Origin of the sequence: Salinivibrio socompensis S35 (assembly GCF_000513715.1) — a bacterium.
GTDB lineage: Bacteria > Pseudomonadota > Gammaproteobacteria > Enterobacterales > Vibrionaceae > Salinivibrio > Salinivibrio socompensis.
Map to the genome: position 1 here is coordinate 1 of NZ_AQOD01000244.1, position 1,505 is coordinate 1,505.

The 1,505-nt window shown below is 51.4% G+C and carries 1 pseudogene; it reads right to left on the reverse strand.

The annotated features are described in order from the left end of the window. Positions 1-1,505: pseudogene (locus DZ54_RS23045) on the reverse strand (S-type pyocin domain-containing protein); the annotation flags it as partial.

Below are 1,505 nucleotides of genomic sequence, written 5' to 3' on the forward strand. Positions count from 1 at the left end.
TGCACATCTAGCTGGTCATTCTCAGGTAATACCGTATCGGGTGTTAGAACGTCTGTCGAGCCATCGGGTGTCCATGTGATGGTAATACCATCATCCAGTTCCGCAACGAAGTTTTGACCACTTTGGTGAGCTTCACGCTTTGTCACGCGCTCTCCATATGGACTACCTTCACCCGTTTTAATACCCACTACTTGCTGTTTGCCATTTTTATCGGTGTACATATTGAAACGCACACGCATCGTGGTGGCATCAACGCCGCTTAGTTCTGGATGTCCGTCGAGCGTGCCATCCCCTAGCTGAGACGGCCACAATGCCGCGACTAGAAAGCCCCCCATACGCCCAAACCCGGCTAATGCCTCGCCGGAAAGCGACCATGACCCCATGGTCTTGGCCGTATTGGTGCTGATGACGCCGAGGTTAGCCGCTGCACCACTGGCAGGAAGCGTAAGTATTGCTGCTTTCCCATAATCAGTCGCTTTAGCTGCCGTGGTGATGGCGGTTATATTTGCAACTGGCAGCTCTTTTTCGAGCAGTCTATCTTTATTCACTGCCTTGAAGGATGTGCCCGATATAAAAGCATCAGAATGGTTATAGTGCGTATTCAGAGCGCAACTGTACGTGCCGGGCGATAATGGCGGCAACTCTGTTGCGACCTCTGTAGAGGCTTGCTGTACCTCTGCTTGTTTAACAATGAGCGTATCCCCAATCTTCAACGCCATCGGATCGGCGTCATACTGCGGGTTTAATTCCAACAGCTGCTTGGCGGATAAACCGTATTGTGCGGCAATAGCGGGCCATAATTCGCGTTGGCGGGTGGCTGGGTCAGCTTTGACCGTATGCGTCGTCGGTGGCGTGGGCTCATCACCCTTATCGGCATCCTTTTCAGAGGGCTCAGCTCGTTTAGCAACCGCTTGCTTGGGCGCGGCGAGTAATTCACTGATAGACAGTTCAACGCCGTTTTCTTCCAGCCATTCATCGTCTACGCTATCGAGTTCGTCACGTGTAATGGCTTCTTTGAGATAGACGAGGTGCTGGTCTTCGACCTCTTTGCCTCCTATTTTCCAGTACACCAAAATGGCGCTTTGGTAACGATTAAAACCTTGCTCTGTGTTGAGTCTGTCATGCCTAGACCGCGTGGCGTAAAACTGCCATTTGCCCTCACCTAATAGCTTGTATTCTTGCATCAAGCGCTTTTGGTGAAAATGGTAATAATAGCCTTCGGTGGGCAAGCCCAGTCGTTCACCGAGTTGAACAGAGGGTGTCACAGGAATAAACGCTTCTTGGATGATACCCGAGCCAATCGACTTTACCTGCACAGGCTCGGGTACGCTGATGCCCATTGAGGCTGAGGCCACTTTCGTCGACGAGTTTTTGGGTCTGCATTGAATGATCGGTATACGTGGTGTATTTAGTACCGTGTTCAGTAGGGGCGGTTTGCCAGTAACCCGTCATGCCTTCCTGCTGGGTCTCGGCCAATAGAAACTTGCACCCCACCGTTTTGCTAA